A 24,498-nucleotide genomic window follows, 5' to 3' on the forward strand; every position below is an offset into this window, starting at 1 on the left:
TTAACATTTCACGTCAAAATTAACAAATTAATGTGAAATTTGCAAGACTTCATCAACCGTTATTTTGCCATGAGCGGGTGTAAAGTGCTTTTATTTATGTTTTTTGTGGTTGATTAAGTTTTTTTATGTAATTTTGCACCTCCAAAATATAATCAGTAGAAAAGATTGCATCATCCGGCCCTGAAGCTGCATCGCCGGAACTAAAAAAACTGTAAAGATGAATTTAACAGGTCCGTTGGACTTCAGGCCGAAATTGATTTCCGCCTTGAGTCACTATTCGTTTGAGAAATTCAAGACCGACCTTGTGGCCGGTATCGTAGTGGGCATCGTGGCATTGCCGCTCGCCATCGCCTTTGGCATCGCAAGCGGTGTCAATCCCACGGTAGGTCTCATCACCGCCATAATCGGCGGTTTCATCGTGTCGGCAGCCGGCGGATGCTCGGTGCAGATAGGTGGTCCGACAGGTGCGTTCATTGTGATTGTCTACAATATTATAGCCAACTTCGGTCTCGAAGGGCTTGCTGTGGCCACCTTTATGGCCGGACTCATACTTGTGGCCCTCGGAGTATTCCGTCTGGGCACAGTCATCAAGTTTATCCCTTATCCCATCGTTGTAGGTTTCACCGCAGGTATCGCCCTCACTATATTCTCGACCCAGATCAATGACTTCCTGGGTCTCGGACTCAAGCAGGTGCCGAGCGAGTTTCTGCCCAAGTGGGGTGTATATCTGACCAACCTCGGCTCCATCGACCTCACGACTCTGATAGTCGGCCTCGTGTCGCTGCTCATCATCATTGTGACCCCCATGGTGTCGCGCCGTCTGCCCGGCGCGCTGCTTGCCATCATCATTGTGACGGCTGTGGTGTCGCTGCTCCCGGGCGTGCATGTCGAGACCATCGGTGACCGTTTCGGTGAACTTGCCACCGACATCCCCCAGCCCCACGGCTTTGTGCTCAACATGGCTACAATCAACCGTCTGCTCCCATCGGCCTTCACTATAGCCATCCTCGGAGCTATTGAGAGTCTTCTCTCGGCCACGGTGGCCGACGGTGTGACGGGCTCCAAGACCAACTCCAACACCGAGCTTATCGGTCAGGGTATGGCCAACATCGTGGTGCCCTTCTTCGGCGGTATCCCCGTCACAGGAGCCATCGCCCGTACCATGACCAATATCACCAATGGTGGCCGCACTCCTGTGGCCGGTATCGTTCACGCCGTGGTGTTGTTCCTTATATTCCTCTTCATGATGCCGCTCATCAATCTTGTGCCCATGTCGTGTCTGGCCGCCGTACTTATTGTCGTGGCCTACAACATGAGCGGATGGCGCACAATCCGTGCACTGCTTCACAATCCCAAGAGCGACATTTCGGTGTTGGCGGTGACATTCCTGCTCACTGTGATATTTGACCTCACCATCGCCATCGAGATGGGTCTGCTGCTCGCAGTCATCCTCTTCCTGCGCCGTGTGATGGAAAATACGGAAATCAAGGTGTATTCCGAGCAGCTCGACATAGCCGAGGGTTCGGAGTCGACCGTTCATGAGGTGCTCAACGTCAATCCCGGAGTTGAAATCTATGAGATAGACGGCCCGTTCTTCTTCGGAGTCGCCACCAAATTTGACGAGATGATGCGCACGACCCTCGGCCGTAAGCCCAAAGTGCGTATCATACGCATGCGCAGAGTGCCATTTATCGACTCGACCGGCATACACAATCTCGAGATACTCATCAAGTCGTCGCATGAGGAGGGCATACATGTAGTGCTCTCGGGCGTTCAGGACAATGTGCGTCACTCACTGGTCAACGCCGGTATCGACAAGCTCCTTGGTCCCGACCATATATGTGACCACATAACCAAAGCCGTGGTCATGGCCAACAATCTTGCTCCCGTGGACGGCTCACGCGCCACTCTGGCTTAAACCACACTCTTAAAACCGAAAAATAGCAATGTGGGTACTTCTCGCTACAGTCTCGGCCCTGTGTCTTGGCTTCTATGACGTGATGAAGAAGTTGTCGGTAAGCGGCAACAATGTGCTCGGAGTGCTGTTTCTCAACACCCTGTTTGGCGCGCTGTTCATGCTGCCCGTGATTATCGTCGGGCTTATGCACGGCAATTACGGGCTTGGCGGCACGCTTGCCGGTCACGGCTTCATTCTCGTCAAGTCGGGCATAGTGCTCGCCTCATGGCTGCTCGGCTATGCGAGCATCAAGCATCTGCCCCTGACCATCGCCGGGCCGGTCAATGCTTCGCGTCCGGTGCTAGTGCTTGTGGGCGCGCTGCTCATATTCGGCGAGCGTCTCAACCTCTGGCAGTGGGCCGGTGTGCTCATCGGCTTCTGGTCGCTGTTCTTCATCAGCCGTGTCGGAGGGCGCGAAGGATTTTCGCTCAAAAGCAGCCGCTGGGTGTGGATGGCCATCGGAGCCACCGCGCTCGGAGCTGTCAGCGCACTCTATGACAAGTATCTGCTCACACGCTTCGAGCCGCTCGAGGTCCAGGCCTGGTATTCGCTCTATCAGCTCGTGATAGTGGGCGTGACGCTGGGCGTAATCATGAAGGTCACCCGTGTCACCACCCCGTTGCGCTGGCGGTGGACCATTCCGCTCATATCGGTGTTTCTGACCGTGGCCGACATCGCCTACTTCTATTCGCTGTCGCTCGATGGGTCGATGATTGCAGTCGTGTCAATGATAAGGCGCGGCAGTGTGATAGTGTCGTTTTTCTATGGTGTGATAGCACTGCACGAGAAAAATATCCGGCTCAAGCTCATTGACCTGACCATGCTGCTCATAGGTCTGACTTTCCTCGTGATAGGAAGCTTGTGAAAAAGCTGATGAAAAGGCCTGTGAAAAGGCCTGTGAAAAGGCGTATAAAAAAGTTTCTTAAAACTTGAATATCATTCTTCATTTAGTGATTAAAAATCGCTAACTTTGCACTCTGAAAAAAATCCAATAGCTACCCTCATGTCAGATAATAAACGTATCAAGACCGCGCTCGTATCCGTATTTTATAAGGACGGGCTTGAAGAAATCCTTTCGCTCCTCCACCAGAACGGTGTGACATTCCTTTCGACCGGCGGCACCCGCACCTTCATCGAAGGCCTCGGCTACCCCTGTCAGGCAGTGGAAGACCTCACCGGCTATCCCTCCATTCTCGGAGGCCGTGTGAAGACACTTCACCCCAAAGTGTTCGGAGGCATCCTTAACCGTCGCGACAATGAGGGTGACCGCGCTCAGATAGCACAGTATGAAATCCCCGAGATTGACCTGGTGATTGTAGACCTCTATCCCTTCAGCGCGACAGTGGCTTCAGGCGCACCCGAAGCCGATATCATCGAGAAGATCGACATAGGCGGCATCTCGCTCATACGCGGAGCTGCCAAGAATTATAAAGATGTGGTCATCGTGGCTTCCAAGGCCCAGTATGCTCCCTTGGCCGAGATGCTCAAGCGCAACGGCGCGGAGTCATCGCTCGAGGAGCGTCGCTGGTTTGCCGGACAGGCTTTTGCCGTGTCGTCAGGCTATGACACCGACATCTTCAACTATTTCGCATCGACCCCCGTCGAAAGCCCCATCGCTCCTGTTGAGGAGCTCCGCATAGCTTTTGACGATTCCAAGGCGATGCGCTATGGCGAGAATCCCCACCAGAAGGGCACCTTCTACGGCGATTTCGACGCCATGTTCGAGCAGCTTCACGGCAAGGAGATTTCCTACAACAACCTCCTCGACATCGATGCGGCTGTCAGCCTCATCTCGGAGTTTACCGATCCGACCTTCGCAGTGCTCAAGCACAACAACGCTTGCGGTCTGGCCACACGCTCCACGATAGCCGAAGCCTGGAAGGACGCACTTGCCGGCGACCCCGTCAGCGCGTTTGGCGGAGTGCTCATCACCAACGGCACAGTCGAGGCCGATGCAGCCGAGGAAATCAACAAGATATTCTTTGAGGTAATCATCGCCCCCGCCTACACTCCCGAGGCTCTCGAGATACTCAAGCAGAAAAAGAACCGCATTATTCTCGTTCAGAAGTCACCCCTCGCCACCACCCGCCAGTTCCGCTCATGCCTCAACGGCGCGCTTGTGCAGGACCGCGACCTCAAGATTGAGACACCCGAAGAGCTCAAGCAGGTGACAGCCAAGGCCGTCAGCCCCGCTCAGGTGGCCGACCTCCTGTTTGCCAACAAGATTGTCAAGAACTCCAAGAGCAACGCCATTGTTCTTGCCAAGGACGGAATGCTTCTTGCCAGCGGCGTAGGCCAGACCTCACGTGTCGACGCGCTCAAGCAGGCTATCGAGAAAGCACGCTCGTTTGGCCACGACCTCAACGGTGCAGTCATGGCTTCCGACGCCTTCTTCCCCTTCCCCGACTGTGTGGAGATAGCAGGCGAGGCCGGTATCACAGCAGTGATACACCCCGGAGGTTCCATCCGTGACGCCGAGAGCGTAGCTTACTGCGACGCCCACGACATGGCCATGGTCACTACCGGATATCGCCACTTCAAGCACTAATCCTCCTCCTAAAAACACATTAATATATTAAATGGGACTTTTTTCATTCACCAAAGAGATAGCTATTGACCTTGGTACCGCCAATACTATCATCATACACAACGACAAGATCGTCATCGACGAGCCTTCGATCGTAGCCTTGGAGAAGCGCACCGGCAAGCTCATCGCCGTCGGTCGCGAGGCCAAGCTCATGCAGGGCAAGGAAAACGACGGCATCGAGACCATCCGCCCGCTCCGCAAGGGTGTGATAGCCAACTTCAATGCCGCCGAGATGATGATACGCGGCCTTATCAAGAAGGCCAGCTCGAAGAGCAACTGGTTCTCCCCCTCCATGAAGATGGTGGTGGGTATCCCCTCGGGCTCTACCGAGGTCGAGATACGTGCCGTGCGCGACTCGTCGGAGCATGCCGGCGGACGTGACGTCTACATGATATACGAGCCGATGGCAGCAGCCCTCGGTATCGGCATCGACGTGCTCGCCCCGCAGGGCAACATGATTGTCGACATAGGCGGCGGCACCACTGAGATTGCCGTAATCTCGCTGGGTGGCATCGTGTCAAACAAGAGCATCCAGGTGGCCGGCGACGACCTTACCGACGACATCATGGAACACATGAGCCGCGTGCACAATGTCAAGGTGGGCGAGCGCACAGCCGAGCAGATCAAAATCAATGTCGGTTCGGCCCTCACCGAGCTTGAAAACCCGCCCGAGGACTTCATCGTACACGGTCCCAACAAGATGACCGCACTCCCCATGGAGGTGCCCGTGAGCTACCAGGAAATCTCTCACTGTATCGAGAAGTCAATCTCGCGTATCGAGGCAGCCGTGCTTCAGGCCCTTGACGAGACTCCCCCGGAACTCTACTCCGACATCGTGATGAACGGCATCTTTCTTGCCGGCGGCGGTGCCATGCTCCGCGGTCTCGACAAGCGTCTCACCGACAAGATAGGCATCCAGTTCCATATCGCCGAGGATCCACTCCTCGCGGTGGCCAAGGGTACCGGTGTGGCTCTCAAAAACATCGAGACATTCTCATTCCTCATCCGATAACATATCAGCACTACGCGCCTGAGGCATGAGCCTCGGACAGAGCGTGTGTCAAAATGTCAGTTTGCAGAATGGGGCTCCGTGATGACCCCGTCCACGGATGCAATTATGCAAGCCTCCTGCAAGCTGACATTTTTGACGCATTGTGTCTCAGAGAGGCAAGCGGCGTCGGGAGTGTGGTGTGACACACATACAATAAAGACAGACAAGTGAGCGAACTGCTGAAATTTTTTGTGCGATACAGTTCGTGGTTTCTGTTCGTCATATATCTGATAGCCGGAAGTGTGCTGCTCTTTTCGGGCAATCCGTTTCAGCATCATGTGTATCTGACGTCGGCCAACGAAGTGTCATCGGGGCTTTACAAGGCATCCAACAGTGTCACATCCTATTTTTCTCTCAAGGAGATAAACGAGGATCTGCAACGTCGTAACTCTGACCTTGAGATTGAGGTGTATCGTCTCAACAAGGTCATAGACGATTACAGCAGCCGGCTCTATGCCGACACCATGAGTGTCGACTCGGCCCTGTCGCGCTATCATTTCATCATAGCCCACGTAATCAACAACTCCATCAATCATGCCCACAATTATATCACCATCGAGAAAGGACGTCTCGACGGAGTGGAGCCTGAGATGGGTGTCATGGATCAGAACGGCATCGTGGGCATAGTGAATGTGGTGGGCGACCACACGGCGCGACTCATATCGGTGCTTAATCCCTATCTGCGTCTTGCATGCAAGGTCAAGGGCCACAATCAGGTGGGTTCGCTCGTATGGGACGGCAAAGACCCTACCGAGGTCATACTCGAAGAGCTGCCCAAGCACTCCGAGTTCATGCCGGGCGATACCATCGTCACCAGCGGCTACTCCTCGGCCTTTCCCGAAGGTGTGCCGGTCGGCACCGTAGTGTCGAGTTCGCGCGATATGGAGGATAATTTCTATACGTTGCGCGTCAAACTGTTTACCGATTTTTCAACCCTCTCGACCGTGCGTGTCATCCGCGACAACATGCGCGACGAGCTTGCCACTGTCGAGAAGGAACTCGAAGTCAAGAATGTCAACTAACGTCACACGATGAGCAAGACCACGCTGCAATTCATATTACTCGGACTCATACTGGTGCTCGCACAGGTGATAGTGTTCAATCACATCTGCCTGTTCAATGTGGCGGTGCCCATGGTATTTATCTATCTTATCATACGCCTGCCCATCACGCTGTCGCTCAACTGGACACTCACCGTCGGATTTTTTCTCGGTCTGGTGGTCGACGTGTTTTCCGACACCTACGGCATGAACGCCATCGCCTGTACGGTGCTCGCCATGCTCAAGCGTCCGGTGCTGAGACTCTATGTGCCTCGCGAGGAGGACCTGACACGTCCCGAGCCGTCGATGCTCTCGCTCGGCACCGCCGTCTTCATGAAATATCTTCTGACGATGACGCTCATCTACTGTACGCTGATATTTCTTATCGAAGCCTTTACCTTTTTCAATCCTCTCCAGCTCGTGTTGCGCATCATATTCAGCACATTGCTGTCAATGTTTCTGATGCTCGGCATCGACTCGATAATGACTCCAAGAAGTGAGAAAAGACTATAACCTGGCCAAACGGCAATATGTCATAGGCGGATTCATAGTTATAATTGCTATAATATATGTGATACGCCTCTTCAACCTCCAGGTGATGGAGGACAAATACAAGGACTCGGCCGACTCCAACGCTTTTCTGCGCAAGGCCGTCTATCCGTCGCGTGGCATAATATATGACCGTGACGGACGTCTTGTAGTATATAACCAGCCGGCTTATGACGTGATGATTATCCCGCGCGACATCAAGGATTTCGACACGCTCGACTTTTGCCGCGCCGTCAACATCACTCCCGAGGACCTCGTGAAGCGCATGGAGGATATGCGTGACAAGCGTCGCAATCCCGGATGGTCGCCTTATTCGCCTCAGAAACTCCTGTCGCATCTTTCGGCCGAGGAGTACGGGCGTCTGCAGGAGAAGCTCTATCGTTTCCCCGGATTCTATATCCAGAAGAAGATATTGCGCGAGTATAACTATAAATGCGCGTCAAATGTGCTCGGTAACATCCGAGAGGTGGGACCCTCCGATATGGAGAAGGATCCCTATTATGCCCGCGGCGACTATATGGGCGACGTGGGTGTCGAGAACACCTACGAGCGTTTTTTGCGTGGCGTCAAAGGCACCGAGGTGTTGATGCGCGACGCCCTCGGCCGCATACAGGGCCGATATGAGGAGGGCGCACTCGACCGTGAGGCCGTGGCCGGAAAGAATATCAAACTGAGTCTTAATATAGAGCTTCAGCAGTATGCCGAGTCGCTGATGGTCAACAAGAAAGGTGCCGTCGTGGCTATAGAGCCGTCTACTGGCGAAGTGTTGTGTCTGGTCACGGCTCCATCCTATGACCCCTCGCTGCTCGTGGGGCGTGAGCGTGGCAACAATTACAACAAGATGATGCGCGACCTCGACAAGCCGCTTCTCAACCGTGCCATCCAGGCCACATATCCTCCCGGCTCGACGTTCAAACCCACGCAGGGCCTGATATTTCTCCAGGAAGGCATCATCACACCTTCGACACCCTATCCGTGCTATCACGGCTTTGTGCTGGGTCGTCTGAAAGTGGGCTGCCACGGCCACGGCTCGCCGTTGCCGCTCAAGCCGGCGTTGCAGACGTCATGTAACGCCTATTTCTGTTGGGGTCTGAAAAACATGATTGACAAGAAGAGCAAGTATGGCACTGTGGCCAAGGCTTTTGACGTGTGGAAGCATCACATGATTTCGCAGGGCTACGGCTATAAGCTCGGCATCGACCTCCCGGGTGAGTATCGCGGATTTATCCCCAACGTGGAGTTTTACAACAAGCGTTACGGCGACGGTCACTGGAGCGCGACCACTGTCATATCCATCGCCATCGGTCAGGGCGAGATACTTGCCACTCCGTTGCAGATAGCCAATCTGTCGGCCACGATAGCCAACCGCGGCCATTACATAACGCCTCATGTCGTAAAGGAGATACAGGACACTGTGGTGCCGGCCGAGTTTCTCGAGCGGCATGACACGTCGATCGACCGCCGATGGTATGAGGAGATTGCCGAGGGCATGCGCATGGCTGTCACAGGCGGTACGTGTCGAGTGGCCAATCTTGCCGACATAGAGGTGTGCGGCAAGACGGGTACGGCCCAGAATCCTCACGGCCGCGACCACTCGGCTTTTATGGGGTTTGCTCCCTATCATGACCCCAAGATAGCGATAGCGGTCTATGTGGAAAATGCCGGTTTCGGTGCCACTTTCGGTGTGCCTATCGGCTCGCTCGTGATGGAGAAGTATCTGCGCGGTTATATTCCTCCCGAACGAAAACATCTGGAGGAGCGTATGCTGCAGAGCAATACCATACAGTATGCCGGCACCAAGAAACACTGATGTTCAATTAGTAATTAGTAATTGGCGGGATTTTACAAATTCATTTTTTATCATTCAACATACCTCAATACAGACAATGCAGGAGAAGGAGACAACAGCTTCGGTGTTCAAATATGTCGACTGGTTTACGGTGATACTCTATCTTATCCTTGTGACTCTCGGCATGGTGAGCATATATGCCGCCAGCTATGACTTTGACCACGCCAATATGTTGAGCTTCGCCGAGTTTTCGGGCAAGCAGTTCCGTTGGATAGGATTGTCGCTCGGTCTCGGTCTGGTGATACTGCTTATCGACGTGCGTGTGTATGAGAATTATGCTTATGTCATATATGCCGGACTGCTTGTGTTGCTGCTGATTACGATTTTCATAGCTCCCGACATCAAGGGCTCGCATTCATGGCTTGTGCTGGGCCCGATGAGTTTGCAGCCGGCCGAGTTTGGCAAGTTTGCCACCGCGCTGTGTCTTGCCAAACTGTTTTCGAGCTATAACTTCTCGCTCAATGCTTCACGCCAGAATTACATGAGGGTGCTCACGGTGATATTTCTGCCAGTGATATTGATTCTCGGTCAGAATGAGACCGGTTCGGCTCTGGTGTATATGTCGCTCTTTTTCGTGTTGTATCGCGAGGGCATGAGCGGACTGGTGTTGCTGGCCGCTCTGTGTGCGGTGGTGTTTTTTGTAGTGGCGGTGAAGTTTACCGATACATTGCTTCTCGGCATCCCTACGGGCCAGGCCGCTGTGTTTATGATGATAATGGTGCTGATTGTGGCCATGCTCGGCGGTTATTGTAAGGAGACCGAAGCGGCACGTAACGTGCTGCTGTGGTTTGTGGGCAGCGGCGCACTCTCGGCCGGACTGACCATTGCCGGACTCGAAGTGCCCGGACTCGTGTTTTTTCTCACGGTGATAGGTGTCGCGCTGGTCTATTGCATACTGCTCATGTTCAAGACCAAGGCTCGCAAACTCATGATTACTGTCAGTGCGGCCATCGTGTCGGTGGCGTTTCTCTTTTCGGTCAACTACACGTTTACTTCGGTGCTCAAGGAGCATCAGCAGATGCGTATCAAGGTCGCGCTCGGCATAGAGGATGACCTGCAGGGAGTCGGTTACAACGTCAACCAGTCCAAGATAGCCGTCGGCTCGGGCGGCATGTGGGGCAAAGGATTTCTCAACGGCACCCAGACCAAACTCAAATACGTGCCCGAGCAGCACACCGACTTCATTTTCTGCACCATAGGTGAGGAGGAGGGCTTTGTAGGCTCGTCGATGGTGTTGCTACTGTTTGTGATATTGATACTCAGAGTGCTCGCTATTGCCGAGCGTCAGCCCACGGTGTTTGGTCGCGTGTATGCCTACTGTGTGGCCAGCTATTTCATATTCCATATAGCCATCAATATAGGCATGGTGATAGGTCTGTGTCCGGTCATAGGTATTCCGTTGCCGTTTTTCAGCTATGGAGGTTCGTCGCTGTGGGGCTTCACGTTTCTGCTGTTCATATTGCTTCGCATTGACGCCTCGCGCAGAGAACGTTCGTTCTGATGAAAAACAGATGGTAAAAAGACATAAATTTATACTTTTTTGACGGACTTTTGGTTGTATGCAATATGATTTATGATTAAATTTGCCAAAACATCATAATCATCATGTCTATTACCGAAAAATCATTTAGCTCACCTAAAGGTACAATTACTCATTTTACAATAACCAATGCTTCGGGCGCGAGCGTTACACTCTCGACTCTCGGAGCAGGCATTGTATCAGTCATGGTTCCCGACAAATCGGGCGAGATGGCCAACGTGGCTCTCGGATATAAGGACGCGGCGTCGTGGATAGCCGACGGTCCGTGTATGGGCAAGGTGCCCGGACGCTTTGCCAACCGTATAGCGCGCGGGCATTTCACACTCGAAGGCAAGGAATACACTCTCGCCATAAACAACGGGCCCAACGCCCTTCACGGCGGCCCCGAAGGGTTCATGAATCAGATATGGGACGCACGCACCGTCGGTGACAATTCGGTGGTGATGGTCTATTGCGCCGAGGATGGCGAGGAAGGTTATCCGGGCAATCTCATTGTGACGGCCGAGTACACCTGGAGCGACGCCAACGAGCTGACACTGCGTCTCGGTGCCACGACCGACGCCCCGACTGTAATCAATCTCACCAATCATGCCTATTTCAACCTCGACGGCGAGAATGCCGGTTCGGTGCTCGACCATGAGCTCAGGCTCAATGCTTCGCGCTGGCTTCCGACCGACGAGACCCAGATACCGACCGGCGAGCTTGCTCCCGTGGCCGGCACACCGATGGACTTTACGGAGTTAAAGCCTATCGGCAAGGACATCAAGGCCGACTTTGAGGCTCTCCGCATAGGCAAGGGTTATGACCATTGCTGGGTGGTGGACGGATATGAGAAAGGCACTCTCCGCGAGGTAGCCGAGTTGCGCGGGCCGAAATCGGGCCGTGTGATGACTGTGGCTTCGACACAGCCAGGCATGCAGATATACACTGGCAACTGGCTCGCAGGATGTCCCGAAAGCATCTCGGGCGGCGAGTATAACGACTATGACGGTGTGGCCATAGAGTGTCAGGGATTTCCCGATGCCCCCAACAAGCCGTCGTTTCCTTCGCCCGTGCTTCTTCCGGGTCAGGAGTATGACGAGACGATAGTATTCAGATTCTCATAATTTGAGTGAGATTATAATTTGAGTGAGATTATATAGTATAGAGTATTAGAGCACAGAGGCGCGGGAGTTGTGGCTTTTGCTTCTCTTGTCATCCATAAGAATCCAATAAAAAATCACATTTAAAAGAATATGAAACCAACTCTTTTTGTTCTTGCTGCCGGTATGGGTAGCCGTTACGGAGGTCTCAAACAGCTTGATCCCCTTGGCCCTCAGGGCCAGACCATCATGGACTATTCAATCTATGATGCCATACAGGCCGGATTTGGCAAAGTAGTGTTTGTGATCTGCAAGGACTTTGAAAATGATTTCCGCGAGAAGATTCTCTCCAAATATGAAGGACACATTCCTGTCGAGGTAGTGTTTCAGGCTACCGACAAGCTCCCCGAGGGTTACACCTGTCCTGCCGACCGCACCAAGCCCTGGGGCACCAATCATGCCGTGCTTATGGGCAAGGAGGTAATCAACGAGCCGTTTGCCGTAATCAATGCCGACGACTTCTATGGCCGTGACGCCTTCCGTGTGATGGCCGAAGACCTCATGCGTCCCCGCGAAGGCAATGGCGACTATTCGATGGTAGGATTTCGTGTAGGCAACACCATGACTGAAAACGGCTCTGTGTCACGCGGAGTATGCTCCAAGGGTGACGACGGCAATCTCACCGGTGTGGTGGAGCGCACAGCCATCAGCTATGCTCCCAACGGTGACATCGTGTTTACCGACGAAAACGGTGTAGAGCAGACCCTCGACCCCATGACTCCTGTGTCGATGAATCTCTGGGGCTTCACTCCCGACTACTTCGATTACAGCGAGCGTGAGTTCAAGAAATTCCTTGACAAAGATATCAACACACCCAAGGCTGAGTTTTTCATCCCTCTCTGTGTCGACACTCTTATCCACAACGGCGAAGCTACTGTCAAGGTGCTTGACACCGATTCCCGCTGGTTTGGCGTGACCTATACCGCCGACCGTCCCGGAGTGGTCGAGAAGTTTGCCCAGCTTCATGCCGATGGTGTATATCCCGATAAAATGTTTTAAAAAAATATAATCTCTTACCTATTATCTCATCTAACCATGGAGTTAAAAGAAAAAATCGTAAAAGCCTTTGAGGAGCACTTCGGGGGTGAAGGCACACTTTATGCCTCGGCCGGACGTATCAACCTCATCGGTGAGCATACCGACTATAACGGCGGCTTCGTATTTCCCGGAGCCATCGACAAGGTAATCATGGCCGACATCCGTCCCAACGACTCTGACATTGTCAACCTCTACTCGCTCGACCTCAATGAAGAGTCGCACTTCGGTCTCAACGAGGAGGACGCCCCCTCGCAGCAGTGGGCCCGCTACGTGTTTGGCGTATGTCGCGAGATTATCAAGCGCGGCGGCACAGTCAAGGGTTTTGACGCAGTGTTTGCGGGCAATGTGCCTCTTGGCGCAGGACTCTCGTCGTCGGCTGCCCTTGAGTCGTGCTTTGCTTTTGCGATGAACGATCTTTTTAACGGCAACACTATCGAGAAGTTTGAGCTGGCCAAAATCGGCCAGTCGACCGAGCACAACTATTGCGGTGTGAACTGCGGCATCATGGACCAGTTTGCATCTGTATTCGGCAAGAAGGACTGTCTGATACGTCTCGACTGCCGCTCGCTCGAGTTTGAATACTTCCCCTTCCGCATCGACGGCCACAAGCTGGTGCTTGTCGACTCTGTGGTTAAGCACGAACTTGTCGATTCGCCCTACAACAAGCGTCGTCAGTCGTGTGAGCGTGTGGCCAAGCGTCTCGGCATCGAGACACTCCGCGACGCCGACATGGAGGCTCTTGACGCTGTGAAAGGCGACATTTCGGCTGAGGACTACATGCGTGCCAAGTTTGTCATCGGAGAGAAGCAGCGTGTGCTTGACGTGTGTGACGCACTCGGACGCGGCGACCTTGCCACCGTTGGACGTTGCATGTATGAGACCCACGAGGGACTGTCGAAGGATTATGAAGTGTCGTGCGAGGAGCTTGACTATCTCAATGACATCGCCAAGGAGTGTGGCGTAACCGGTTCGCGCATCATGGGCGGCGGCTTTGGCGGCTGCACTATCAACCTCGTGGCCGATGACAAGTATGACCACTTCATCGCGACAGCCAAAGAGAAGTTCGCAGCCAAATATGGCCACGAACCCAAAATCTACGACGTCATTATCTCGGATGGAGCCCGCCGTCTGTAAAAATGAGCATGCTCATTTTTACAGTTTAGGAGTTTAAAGTTTAAAAAGTTTATACATAGATTACCCGGCACAGCATCAAATGTTATGTGCCGGGTAATCTATGTATAAACTTTTTAAACTTTAAACTCCTAAACTCAACGGTTAGCTTGCGAACCGTTGTTGTAGAAGTTGAGGATGCGGGTGCGGAGTATCATTTCGTATTTAGCCTGTACCTGCTGGGATAGGGTGGTGATGTAGTTAGAGCGGGCCTGTTCCCATTCAGTGGCATTGGCACGGCCGTAGGTGTATTTGTCGGTCATAGCGTCGAGTGCGGCTTTGGCCGAGGTGACTGCGGCCTCTCCGGCCTTGTATCGGGCAGTGGCTCCTTCGGCCTGGCTGTAGGCCTGACGTATGGTCTTGAGCAGATCGCTCTCGCGGCGTTGCACTTCGAGCTCGGCCGAAAGACGCTGGGCGCGAGCCTGACGTACGCGGTTGCGGGTCGAGAAGGCGTCAAAAATAGGTATATTGAGCGAAAAACCGATTGATTTGGAGAAATTGTCCTTCATCTGGCGGGCAAATGAGGGATTCTCGACGCCCGAAAGTGTGTAGTAGTTTGACCCGAGTCCGGCGTTGAACGAGAGAGTCGGCAGATAACCGCTCTTGGCTATCGAGACGGCATGGTCGGCCTGTGTGATGCCTGAGCGGGCGGCGAGTATGCCATTGTTGGTGTTCAAAGCGTTGCGATACACATCGTCGGCTGATGCCGGAAGAGATATGGTGCTGTCAAAGTCGACCGGCAGAATGTCAAACCCACGGGTGTCGTCAAGCTCGAGGGCGCGGGTAAGGTCGACGAGCGCGAGGCGGTAATCGTTTTCGGCATTGACGACAGCCACTTCGCCCGAAGCAACCTGTGCTTTGGCCTGAAGCACATCTACCTCGGGGACTTTGCCCGATTCAAGCAGGTCGTTCTGCCTCTGAAGCTGAGTCTGTGAGAGGCGCAGCTCCTCACGGCGCACGGCAAGCATCTCGCGGCTGTAGAGCACCTGGAGATAATAGGCCATGATGCCGAGAGTGACATTGTCCTTGGCGTCCTCGACCTGCAGGTCGAGAGTGCGTATATTGGCTTGGGCCTGGCGCAACTGACGCAGCGCGCTGAGACCTTGGAAAAGCGGGAGTGAGAGATTGGCGTTCCACCCGAGAGAGGATGTGTTGCGGTTGGCATAGGTGTTTTCGGCGGTCAGACCTCGGCCGAAACTCCAGCTCTGGGCCGCTCCGGCCGAGAGTGTGGGCAGAAAACGGTCTTTGGCTTCGGTGACATTCAAGTCGCCTTTGTAGCGTTCGATAAGAGCCGAGCGTACATCGAGGTTATGGTCAATGGCATAGTTTATGCAACTGTCCAGGCTCCAGGCCTCGCCCCGGGCAGAGACTGACGAGGTCAAGAGTATGGCTGTGCCGGCAATAATTACAGGGAGTCGCATGGGTGTGGGCTATTTGTTTTGGTTTTCAGATGCTTTACGGGCTTTTTCGTTGATTACTGCGCCTCGCAGGCGAGCCGTCTTGTCGACACCCGATTTCACTTCAATGTTTATGCCGTCCGAGATACCTGTGGCAACCTCGGTGCGGTCAAATTTCTGTTCTTTGACCGAGTCGGTGAGTACATAGACATAGGTCTTGTCGCCGGCCCATTCGATAACGCTTTCGGGCACGGTGAGCACGCCACGGGCACTGTTGAGCATGACCGAAGCGTTGGCACTGTAGCCGGCGCGCAACTGTCGTCCTTCGGGTACATTGATGGCGGCCTTGATTTCAAAAGTGTTGGCACCGTTGGTCTCCGTGCCCTTGGGGGCGATGTTTTCGATTACGGCGTCAAGGCTGAGATCAGGGAGCGCGCCTATTGAAATCTCCATAGGCTGGTTGACACTGAGCTGTCCCACCTCGGTCTCATCGACTTTACCTTTGAATATCAGATTGTTCATGTCGGCTACGGTTGCCACTGTGGTGCCGTCGTTCATGGTGTTGGCCTGGATTACCGACGATCCGACCTTGACGGGCACGTCAAGCACAAGTCCAGTGATGGTGGCGCGTACAAGAGTGTTGCTCTCCTTGGCATTGGTGCGTGACACACCCTCCTTGACTATTGAATAGGCGTCGCGGGCAGCGTCGAGTTCGGCTTTTGACAGGGCCAGCGTTGTGGCGGTAGCCTCATACTCCTCGCGGCTGATGACTTTTTTCTCGAGCAGTAGAGTGTTGCGTTCATGCTTTACGCGGGCGTCTTCGAGATTGATTTTTGCGGTCTCTATGCGAGAGAGTGCCGATGAGAGCTGTCCCTCGTCAGGTATAATCTTGATGCGGGCCACGACGTCGCCCTCCTTGACCATATCGCCGGCCTCGACATTGATTTCCGAGATGATGCCCGACACCTGGGGCTTGATTTCGATTTCGTCGCGCGGCTCGATGGTGCCCGTGAGTATGGTGGTGCGCTCGATGTCGCTCATAGTCGGGCTGACAAGCTCATAGCGTGTCTCGGTGGGTTGTGACTTGATGAAAAGATACACGAATGTGCCTATAAACAGCACACCTACAAGTGACCACAGCAGGATTCTGAAAAATTTTTTCATATGATTGTCAGTGTTATATATTCTGAAATTTTAATCTTGTCATTTGTCATTGAGAGCCTCGATAGGCTTGATGCGCATAGCCTTGACTGCCGGGATTATGCCGGCGGCAGTGCCGAGTATGAGGAAGGTAATGAGGATACCTGTCGCCTGGGAGAAACTAAGCTGAAAGCGTATGGGGCCCGTAGGTCCGTCGCTGGCCATTTCGACCAGACCGAGTATGATTGTGGCAAACACGATGCCCGCGATGCCGGCTATGGTCGTGAGCACCATTGACTCGGAGAGTATCTGGGTTATGATGTCGCGCGGCTTTGCTCCGATGGCGCGGCGTATGCCTATCTCGTGAGTGCGTTCGCGCACGATTATCCACATGATGTTGCCAACACCTATCACGCCCGACAGCAGTGTGCCGATACCGACAAAGAGCGCGAGGAGCGTGATGCCGGCAAACACGTTGTCGACCATCTCAAACATCTCGGAGATGTTGAAATAGCTGATGGCTCCGTCATCGTCGGGAGCGATGGGATGGTTGGAGGCGATGACGTGGCGCACGAGCCGTTCATAATCGCCGGGCTTGCATCCGTTCCTGAACGTCATCATGAATATGTGTATGCGGTTGCCGAGGTTATAGCTGCGGCGCATGGTGTTGTAGGGGATGAATATCGACTCGTCCATCTTGGCTCCGATATTTATCTCGGAGGTCTGTCCTATGACACCTATCACTTTATAATATATATTGTTGAGCTGAATCTCCTTGCCTACGGCCGAGCCTGTGCCGAAGAGTTCTTCCGCGACCTTCTTGCCTATGACGCATACTTTGCGGAAGTTTACGTCGTCGGCCTCGTTGATGAAGCGGCCTTCATAGACGATGGGCTCGAATATCTTGTTGTAGTCCTTTTCGACTCCTGTGAGTTGGGCGTTGGATTTCTTCTGGCCGTAGAGCGCGTTGGCCCACTGAAACACTACTGATGACGAGTGAGCGAGGCTTGGAAGCGCGCGACGCAGATTGACGGCATCCTGAAGGTTGAGCTCGACATCCATGCCTTTGTTAAAGCCTCCATAGCTCTTGGTGGTGCGCCCGGGAAATATCGCGGCGGCATTTGTGGCAAAGCCCTCGAAGTTGCGCGACATGAAATGCTTCAGTCCTTCCGACCCGCCGATGAGCAGAGCCAGGATTGCAGTGCCCCAGAATATGCCGAAGGCTGTCATGAATGTGCGCGTCTTGTTCTGGGCCAGAGTGGTGCCTATTTCGCGCCAGTTTTCTATGTCAAATACGGGATTCTTCATATTCTGCTATTCGTCTCGCAGGGCTTCGACGGGTTTGATTTTAAGGGATTTCAGGGCCGGAAACAGTCCGGCAAACGCTCCGGCAATTATCAGCACGACAGTCACCTGGAGTGCCACGCTGAGGTCGACCGACGGATTTTGCATAAATTCCATATTGCCCTTGGTGCAGATATAGTCGATGAGCTGGGCAACGGCTACTCCGAACACTATGCCTATGTAGCCAAACAGTGTGGTTATGGCCACGCTCTCAAGTATGATCTGCTTGAGTATGCTCAGCGGACGTGCTCCGATGGCGCGGCGCACACCGATCTCGTGAGTGCGTTCGCGTACTGACACAAACATGATGTTGCTCACGCCCACTATGCCCGAGAGCATGGTGAGAAGACCGATGACCCATATGGCTATATTGAGTGCGCCCGAGGCCGACGATTGGGTGAGATGCTCGTTAAAGCGGTTGCGTACCCACAGCGCGCTTTTGTCAGTGGGGTCAAACCGGTGTTCCTTGCCGAGAGTCTCATAGAGATCGTTTTCGGCTTGAGTTCCTTCCTGAACAGTGGTTATGCCGTGGACATTGACCGTGACTTTGTTTATATCCTCTCCTCCGCCGGTGAGGTTGCGGGCGGTGGAGTAGGGGATGTAGCTCTTGGTGTTCCATTCGTGGGCAAAGATGCCGATTACGGTAAACAACAGGTCGTTCATCTTGACGAGCTGTCCGACGGCCTTCTTGTCGCCGAAAAGGTTTCGGGCATTGTCCTTATGGAGCACGATTACGCGTCGTTTGAGTCTGATGTCGTTGTCGTTTACAAACCGTCCCTCGACAATCGTTGCACCGTCGGCTTTCATCCCCGACGGATATACACCCTTGAAGCCGCCGGTGATATAGTCCTTGCCTGTCGATATGGTGGCGGTGTCGCTGCTTATCTCGGGAGTGATGCGTGCGGCAAAGTCGGCGTTGCGGTTGCCTATCAGGTTGACGTCGCGTTCGCGCAACTGTATCCTTCGGTCGTCGGTCAGGCCCTGGTATGGCTTGTGGGCCCAACCGCCCTCGACGGTTATCGACTCGGTGTCGCGTTTGGAAAACATCGAGTCCATGCCGTTGATCAGACCGCGCGACACGCTGAGCAGCACTATGAGGAGAAAGATGCCCCATGAGACGGCAAATCCCGTGAGGGCCGTGCGCAGCTTGTTGTGGCGTAGGGTGGCGAGTATTTCGTTTATGAGGTCGGTCATCGGATGTCGGTGGATGGTGTGACTATACGTCCGTCGGATATGCGGATTATACGGTTGGTCTGCTCGCCCACGCCGGGATCGTGGGTGACGATGACGATGGTGCGTCCCTCGGCATTGAGGTCGCGAAACACCTGCATCACCTCTTTGGAGGTCTTGGAGTCGAGCGCGCCGGTGGGTTCGTCGGCCAGAAGTATGGAGGGGTTGGTGATTAGCGAACGGGCTATGGCTACACGCTGTTTCTGACCTCCCGACAACTCGCTTGGCAGATGGGTGGCGCGGTCGGCCATGCCCATGCGTTCGAGCTGCTCCATGGCCATGAGGTTGCGTTTCCTGCGTGAGATGCCACGGTAGAAGAGCGGGAGGGCAACGTTTTCAAGCGCGTTTTTATAGCCTATGAGGTTGAATGACTGGAATACGAATCCTATCATGTAGTTGCGCAGGTCGGCAGCCTTGTTCTCTGTGAGGTTTTTGATGAGCACGCCGTCGAGATGATATTCGCCCGAGTCATAGTTGTCGAGTATGCCGAGAATGTTGAGCAGTGTTGATTTGCCCGAACCCGATGCGCCCATGATTGACACGAGCTCACCTTTTTCGATTTGCAGGTTGACATCCTTTAGCACATGCAGGGGCACTGCTCCCGGATAGGATTTGTTGATATCTTTAAGGTCTATTATCATGATTATTGCTTATTGCACTCAATATGACGCAAATTTATCACAATAGTTTCACAATAGGTCGGAAATTTTAATAAATTTAGGTTTTTGCCCGTTAAAATCATGCGTTTATAACATAGTTTGACTAAAAATAAGCGATAATGTGTGGTGATATGTTTCATAATCGGGCCGATTAGTTGGTTATTTGCGTGGAAAAGGCTAATTTTGCAACCTCAAACGACGTTAAAAATGAAACACATACTGTTGTTGTCGGCTCTTCTGATGCTATGCGGACAGACCTATGGATTGCCTGTCGAGCCGACCGGAGCCGAGACTCAGGCCGTGCAGAAAAAATATTTTATCACTCTTGCCGACGGCTCGGCGGTACCCGACGTGAACTTTGAGATAAGAAAGACCCGTGGCGACAAGCCTGCAATGGTGGCTGTGTCGAAAAATGACGGCACCGAGGTGGCCCGTTTCTACTTTTTCAGCAACTACCGGGCCTCTGCGTCAAGCTGCATCGGTTATGACCGTAGAGCCGCTGCTTTTGTCATAGAGCTGAAAAACAACGATGACTATCGTTCGGGTAAGGATTTGCTCGAGATGGCTCAGAAGTTTATACGTCCCTATGCTTCGGGCACCATATATGCCGATGTCCCCCTGCAATACATATGCAGTGCGGATGTCGCGGGCGAGCCACGGGCTGCGGCTATTCTTGACAAGGCTGCCGACAAGTCGCGAGGCCGGCTCAAAAAGAAATTACCATCGCTCAGACTTACGGGCTATGACATACGCCGCGACTACTGGGAACTGGAAGCGCATGGCGATTTCAATCCGTTTGACTTCCAGATAGTCAACCTCAAGACCGATTATATCGAACGTCAGGCCCGTCGGTTTGGCTACACTCAGCCTGCCGACCGCGAGTCGATAATGAAGCGGCTCGAGGAGGGCGACCGCGAGACGGCCGATTTTGTTTCGGCTCTGCTTACCATAAATAAAAAGAAGAGATAAAGCTATATGAGAAATCACAAGGTATACGGACTTATAGGCTATCCGCTCGGCCACTCGTTCTCGCGCGGATATTTCAACGACAAGTTTGCCGCCGAAGGCATAGACGCCGAGTATTGCAACTTTGAGATACCCTCGGTGGGTGATATTCGCGATGTGCTCGATGACCATACCGATCTTGCCGGACTTAATGTCACTATACCTTACAAGGAGCAGGTGATACCCTTTCTTGACCGTCTTGATGACGATGCCGCCGCCATAGGGGCCGTCAATGTAATCAAGGTAGTGCGTCATGATCCGACCGACGATGACGATTTTGAGCTCGTGGGCTACAACTCTGACGTCGTAGGTTTTCGTGACTCCATCTCTCCGTTGCTGACACCGGGTCGCGACAAGGCCCTGATACTCGGCACCGGAGGAGCTTCCAAGGCAGTGTATCACGGATTGCGGCAGCTTGGCGTAGAGCCTGTGTATGTTTCGCGCACGGCGCGCAAGGGTGTGCTCGGATATGCCGACCTTACTCCTGAAGTGATGGCCTCTCACAAGGTGATAGTCAACACCACTCCGCTCGGCATGTATCCCAAGGTCGACAGTTGCCCCGACATACCTTACGAGTGTCTGACTCCCGACCATCTGCTCTATGACCTGATATACAATCCTGATGTGACAGCCTTTATGAAGAAGGGCGCGGCCCGCGGGGCTGAGGTCAAAAACGGACTCGAGATGCTGTTGCTGCAGGCATTTGATGCATGGAGAATATGGAATGAGAATTGAGAATAAGATAATAGTAATTACAAAAAGTTATGCTTAATAGCGTGCAGTTCAATCCGGCCGAGACGGTGTCAGGCCTTGACAGAAAAAAATGTCTTTATATCCTTCTGATTTTACTGGTTGTGACACCGTTTGACCTGCTCGGTACGGGAGTGACTGTCGCCCCTTGGTTCGCACTGTTTCTGGGCATAGTCTATGCACTGGTTTTTGAGTGTCCTTATCCTAAATTCAACAAGAAGACTTCCAAATATCTGCTCCAGGCTTCGGTGGTCGGACTCGGTTTCGGCATGAATCTCACCGAGTCGCTCAAAAGCGGAAGCGACGGCATGATGTTTACCATCGTGTCGGTGTTTGGCGTGATGATTATGGGTGTGCTGTTCGGTTACTGGCTTAAGCTCAACCGCAAGACGTCCTATCTCATTTCGTCGGGCACAGCCATATGCGGCGGCAGTGCCATAGCTGCTGTAGGCCCGGTGCTCAAGGCCGATGACCATGAGATGGCCGTGTCGCTCGGAGTGGTGTTTGTGCTCAATGCCATAGCACTCTTCATATTTCCGCCCATCGGTGCTTATTTCGAGATGTCGGCCCGTCAGTTTGGCACATGGGCTGCGATAGCCATTCATGACACATCGTCGGTGGTAGGTGCCGGCGACGCATATTCAGCCATGCTTGCTTCGGCCGGTGTCGCCGATGCCGCCGATGCTCTTAAGCTCGCCACACTCATCAAACTCACGCGTGCCCTCTGGATTATTCCGCTGGCTCTGATGACGATGCTCATATTCAGGGAGAAAGGCAGCAAGGTGTCAATTCCCTGGTTTATATTGCTTTTTGTTGCGGCAATGATTGTCAATACCTATCTGCCGCTTCCCGCATGGCTCACCGCCACACTGGTGTATCTGGCCAAGAAGGGACTTGTGCTCACTCTCTTCCTCATAGGGGCCGGACTCTCGGTCAAGATGATAAAAAATGTGGGTGTGAAGCCTTTTGTCCTCGCTGTGATGCTGTGGATTGTGATAGGCGTGAGCAGCTTTATAGTGGTGATGGAGACTATTGACTGATGGCTCCGCTGCTGCCTGTGGCTCTCGCTTTCATTGTCGGTATTCTGTTGGAGGGTGCCGGCGGAGGGGTGTGGCCGATGGTGGCTCTGATTACGGCGGCCATAGTGCTGCTTGTGTGTAAACGTATATATCCGGCCATACTGTCGCTCTGCGCGGTGGCCGGATTTTTTGTAGCCTTGGTCCGCGCCCCGCAGCCTTTGCCTGAGGAGTGTTTCGAGAGACGGCACTCATGGTCGGGCACTGTGGCCGAGCACAGAGAGTATGAGGGAGCGCAGATGGTGATTGTGAGGGTTGACACCTGTGAGGGTGAGGCGTGTCCGTCGTTTATGATCAAGTGTCTCGTCCCGTCGATGCTGCCAGCTCTCGACGAGACTGACAGGATGAGGTTTTCCGCCCGTATGCAGTCTCTTGACAGCAACACCGACCTGCCCGACGAGAATGACTATAATGCCGCCCTAAGACGTCTTGGCATACAGGCCGCGACCGTCATTGAGCCTGACAGCGTGACCGTCGTAGTGCCCGAATCGGGAGTGGTGTATGACATAAGGCGCATGAGACGCGATGTGCAGCGGCTCATAGCCTGTGCTCCTCTTGACGGCGACACTCGTAGTTTTCTGATAGCCGCGCTTACGGGCGACCGTTCATGGGTTGCGGCGGAGACACGTGAGCTGTTTTCGGTCACAGGCATAGCCCATGTGCTCGCGCTCAGCGGACTTCACGTGGGTGTGCTCACTCTTGTAGTGACTCTGATGCTGTTTCCGTTCACCGGCATGGCGGGCGGACGCTATAGGCGCATGACGGTTACGGTGGTCGTATTGTGGATTTTTGCCGTCATGACGGGGCTGTCGCCATCGGTGGTGCGCGCGGTGGTCATGGCTACGCTCTTTGCCGGATGCACGATGCTCCAGAGGGTGTGGTGTCCGTTGAACGCTCTCGGGGCGGCTGCGTTGCTGATACTACTGTTTGCACCGGAGCAGGTCTATACGCTCGGTTTTATGCTCACATTTCTCGCCGTTCTTTCCATAATAGTGTTTGCCGGAAAAATCAATCCGTTTGACTATCGTCATCCATGGCTGCGTCTTTTGGCCGGCTATCTGTGTGTGACGGTTGCGGCCATGCTTGGCACCGGCATGGTGTGTGCCTATAATTTCCACATCTTTCCCGTCGGTTTTCTGATTACCAATATTGCCGTGTCGCTGCTGCTGCCTCCGTTGCTCGGCGGCGGAGTGGTGTTGTTGCTGCTCAATGTGGCGGGAGTGAGAGCCGCATGGCTCGGTGGGGCGGTCGACAGCCTTATGGACCTGGTGCAATGGGTGGCGCGAGGCGTTGCCGCACTGCCATGTGCCACAGTTGACGGTCTGTGGCTGTCGGGTTGGATGGTGGGTGTGTATTTTGTCCTGCTCTCGCTCTTTGCTCTGTGGCTTTACCGACGTCGTGTGGTGACACTCTATGCCATGGGGGCGATAGGGGTATCGGCTGTGGTGTGGGGCACAATGACCGATGACAGGCTGCCGGAGCATGAGGCCTATATCGTGCGCTCGGTTTCCGAGACCTCGATGGTGGTGCGGGAAGGTGACAGTCTGTATGTCCACACTACTGCTACACGTGGACGTGTCGATGATGTCAAGGTGCGTATGGAGCGACGTTGCGGGGGATACATGACACGACGCGGCATAGACCGGTTGACCATGATGGCCGATGGTATGCGTAGCGGCCTCACGGCACGTGAGGATAACCTTGTGGTGGCATGCGGCAAAAGTTTTGTCTTTGTGAGCCAAGGCAGCCAGGTAAGAAATTATGCCTTCGCGCCCTCATATGCCGTGGTGTGTCGCGGTTTTCGCGGAGATGTGTGTGCCCTTGCCATGACGGTGGGTGCCGACTCGGTGTTGCTGAGCCGCGACCTCGACCGCCGCCGTCACGACCGGTATGTGCGCGAACTTACGCAGGCTTTCATTCCTCATCGTTCGCTGCGTGACGCTCCGCTGCATGTAGTCGGGAGATAAGCGTGGT

At 53.7% G+C, this 24,498-nt stretch carries 20 protein-coding genes; 15 read left to right on the forward strand and 5 right to left on the reverse strand.

Annotated features, from left to right (window positions below; genetic code table 11):
* Positions 1-217 precede the first annotated feature (217 nt).
* From QGT73_RS03875 to galK, 11 genes are all read left to right on the forward strand, one after another.
* The gene (locus QGT73_RS03875; RefSeq protein WP_280121493.1) at positions 218-1,918 is read left to right on the forward strand and encodes a SulP family inorganic anion transporter; all 1,701 of its coding nucleotides are present in this window, start codon (positions 218-220) and stop codon (positions 1,916-1,918) included.
* A 28-nt stretch (positions 1,919-1,946) separates the two neighbouring features.
* On the forward strand, positions 1,947-2,822 hold the full coding sequence (locus QGT73_RS03880; RefSeq protein ID WP_280121494.1) for an EamA family transporter: 876 nt from the start codon (positions 1,947-1,949) through the stop codon (positions 2,820-2,822).
* A 138-nt stretch (positions 2,823-2,960) separates the two neighbouring features.
* Complete coding sequence (purH, locus tag QGT73_RS03885) at positions 2,961-4,505, forward strand: bifunctional phosphoribosylaminoimidazolecarboxamide formyltransferase/IMP cyclohydrolase (RefSeq protein WP_280121495.1); 1,545 nt, start codon at positions 2,961-2,963, stop codon at positions 4,503-4,505.
* Positions 4,506-4,536: 31 nt separating this feature from the next.
* A complete protein-coding gene (locus QGT73_RS03890; RefSeq protein WP_123616449.1) occupies positions 4,537-5,556 on the forward strand; it encodes a rod shape-determining protein in 1,020 nt (339 codons plus the stop codon).
* A gap of 206 nt (positions 5,557-5,762) precedes the next feature.
* Positions 5,763-6,617: a rod shape-determining protein MreC gene (gene mreC, locus QGT73_RS03895; RefSeq protein ID WP_280121496.1), complete on the forward strand. Its 855-nt coding sequence runs from the start codon at positions 5,763-5,765 to the stop codon at positions 6,615-6,617.
* Positions 6,618-6,626: 9 nt separating this feature from the next.
* Positions 6,627-7,148 (forward strand): rod shape-determining protein MreD, encoded by a 522-nt coding sequence (locus QGT73_RS03900; protein WP_280121497.1) that lies wholly within the window; start codon positions 6,627-6,629, stop codon positions 7,146-7,148.
* Positions 7,132-8,994, forward strand: coding sequence for a penicillin-binding protein 2 (mrdA, locus tag QGT73_RS03905; protein WP_280121498.1), 1,863 nt, complete (start codon positions 7,132-7,134; stop codon positions 8,992-8,994). The genes QGT73_RS03900 and mrdA overlap by 17 nt, the downstream gene beginning before the upstream one ends.
* Before the next feature lie 76 nt (positions 8,995-9,070).
* Entirely contained in the window at positions 9,071-10,534 is a 1,464-nt protein-coding gene (rodA, locus tag QGT73_RS03910; RefSeq protein ID WP_280121499.1) for a rod shape-determining protein RodA, read from the forward strand.
* 104 nt (positions 10,535-10,638) lie between these two features.
* Entirely contained in the window at positions 10,639-11,679 is a 1,041-nt protein-coding gene (locus QGT73_RS03915; RefSeq protein WP_280121500.1) for an aldose epimerase family protein, read from the forward strand.
* A 129-nt stretch (positions 11,680-11,808) separates the two neighbouring features.
* On the forward strand, positions 11,809-12,714 hold the full coding sequence (locus QGT73_RS03920) for a sugar phosphate nucleotidyltransferase (RefSeq protein ID WP_280121501.1): 906 nt from the start codon (positions 11,809-11,811) through the stop codon (positions 12,712-12,714).
* A 36-nt stretch (positions 12,715-12,750) separates the two neighbouring features.
* Positions 12,751-13,887 carry a galactokinase gene (gene galK / locus QGT73_RS03925; RefSeq protein ID WP_280121502.1) on the forward strand — a complete coding sequence of 379 codons (1,137 nt, stop codon included), beginning with the start codon at positions 12,751-12,753 and terminating at the stop codon, positions 13,885-13,887.
* Positions 13,888-14,021: 134 nt separating this feature from the next.
* Here the strand turns inward: galK and QGT73_RS03930 are convergent, their stop codons facing one another.
* Genes QGT73_RS03930 through QGT73_RS03950 form a run of 5 tightly spaced genes read right to left on the reverse strand, consistent with a single transcriptional unit; the run spans position 14,022 to position 19,672 of the window.
* Positions 14,022-15,344: a TolC family protein gene (locus QGT73_RS03930; RefSeq protein ID WP_280121503.1), complete on the reverse strand. Its 1,323-nt coding sequence runs from the start codon at positions 15,342-15,344 to the stop codon at positions 14,022-14,024.
* 9 nt (positions 15,345-15,353) lie between these two features.
* Positions 15,354-16,484, reverse strand: a complete 1,131-nt coding sequence (locus tag QGT73_RS03935) for an efflux RND transporter periplasmic adaptor subunit (protein ID WP_280121504.1) — start codon at positions 16,482-16,484, stop codon at positions 15,354-15,356.
* A gap of 39 nt (positions 16,485-16,523) precedes the next feature.
* The gene (locus tag QGT73_RS03940) at positions 16,524-17,768 is read right to left on the reverse strand and encodes an ABC transporter permease (RefSeq protein ID WP_280121505.1); all 1,245 of its coding nucleotides are present in this window, start codon (positions 17,766-17,768) and stop codon (positions 16,524-16,526) included.
* 6 nt (positions 17,769-17,774) lie between these two features.
* On the reverse strand, positions 17,775-18,998 hold the full coding sequence (locus QGT73_RS03945; protein WP_280121506.1) for an ABC transporter permease: 1,224 nt from the start codon (positions 18,996-18,998) through the stop codon (positions 17,775-17,777).
* Positions 18,995-19,672, reverse strand: coding sequence for an ABC transporter ATP-binding protein (locus QGT73_RS03950; RefSeq protein ID WP_280121523.1), 678 nt, complete (start codon positions 19,670-19,672; stop codon positions 18,995-18,997). The genes QGT73_RS03945 and QGT73_RS03950 overlap by 4 nt, the downstream gene beginning before the upstream one ends.
* Before the next feature lie 228 nt (positions 19,673-19,900).
* Between QGT73_RS03950 and QGT73_RS03955 the strand changes: the two genes are divergently transcribed.
* From QGT73_RS03955 to QGT73_RS03970, 4 genes are read left to right on the forward strand one after another with little or no spacing between them, the layout of a single operon-like run.
* A complete protein-coding gene (locus QGT73_RS03955) occupies positions 19,901-20,662 on the forward strand; it encodes a hypothetical protein (protein ID WP_280121507.1) in 762 nt (253 codons plus the stop codon).
* 6 nt (positions 20,663-20,668) lie between these two features.
* Positions 20,669-21,433 carry a shikimate dehydrogenase family protein gene (locus tag QGT73_RS03960; protein WP_280121508.1) on the forward strand — a complete coding sequence of 255 codons (765 nt, stop codon included), beginning with the start codon at positions 20,669-20,671 and terminating at the stop codon, positions 21,431-21,433.
* Between the two features lie 29 nt (positions 21,434-21,462).
* Positions 21,463-22,488, forward strand: coding sequence for a YeiH family protein (locus QGT73_RS03965; RefSeq protein ID WP_123616433.1), 1,026 nt, complete (start codon positions 21,463-21,465; stop codon positions 22,486-22,488).
* A complete protein-coding gene (locus QGT73_RS03970) occupies positions 22,488-24,491 on the forward strand; it encodes a ComEC/Rec2 family competence protein (RefSeq protein ID WP_280121509.1) in 2,004 nt (667 codons plus the stop codon). Before QGT73_RS03965 ends, QGT73_RS03970 begins: the two co-directional genes overlap by 1 nt.
* Positions 24,492-24,498 lie beyond the last annotated feature (7 nt).

It is taken from the genome of Duncaniella muricolitica, from assembly GCF_910574735.1.
GTDB lineage: Bacteria > Bacteroidota > Bacteroidia > Bacteroidales > Muribaculaceae > Duncaniella > Duncaniella muricolitica.